Annotated in this window: 1 protein-coding gene; it reads right to left on the bottom strand. The window is 31.5% G+C overall.

Translation table 11 applies throughout. From position 1 onward, the window contains the following. Positions 1–192, bottom strand: a 192-nt coding sequence (locus KA878_RS14100; RefSeq protein WP_210142273.1) for a ParA family protein, incomplete at its 3' end; no start/stop codon positions are given. Between the last annotated feature and the right edge of the window lie 605 nt (positions 193–797).

Here is a 797-nt window from a genome sequence, read left to right as displayed (position 1 = left end):
ATTTAACGCATTGGGTAACTTTGTCTTATCAAACGTTCGGATGAGTAATTCTGTTGCATCTGCTTGAGGATCGAAGTCTACAACTAATACTTTGTAGCCTTTCTTTTCTGCTAAGATGTATGCAAGACCACATAAAGTAGATGTTTTAGACACTCCTCCTTTAAAATTATTAATACTAATCACATTTTTCATAATTTACCTCGCTTTCTATATGACACCTAAAGTATAACATATAATGTATACTTTATATGTATATGTTATAACATATACATTATAATTTATAAGTTATATAGTTGTTTGGGGCAACTAATTTTTCTACTACACTCACTGTAATGAAGCAGTAGATATTTTGTTTTGTGACACGTATTTAAGCTATTTTAAGTGTGATGCAAGGGCTAGTTATCCTTATGAGTATACGAATTAGGATGAACTGCATGTTTACCCTTGCGTTGCTAACGCAAAATAGATTAGTGTCAGCATCAAAACAAATAACTACTTAGCGAAATGGAGTGTGAGAAAACGAAACGCTTTGCGTTTCACTCGACTGAATCTGATCTTGTTCAATGCTGCTTTGTAGTCATTGATATCAGATGAAGGAGCATAATAAAAGCACTCCGTTAGGAGTGCCTCCATATATTTATAAGTAAAGATAAAAGTAAAATATGAGTTTAATCATAATTTACTTTTATTCACAATAATATATAGGTATAATAAAAATCAGATAAAGTACTCACCACCACAATGTTTAAATGGGGTAAACATTGTGGGTAAAGCCTAACTAAAATAGTTAGGCTTTT

This window comes from Staphylococcus sp. GDY8P57P (genome assembly GCF_017892585.1).
GTDB classification, from domain to species: Bacteria; Bacillota; Bacilli; order Staphylococcales; family Staphylococcaceae; genus Staphylococcus; species Staphylococcus borealis.
This window is presented reverse-complemented; position numbering and strand designations above follow the sequence as displayed.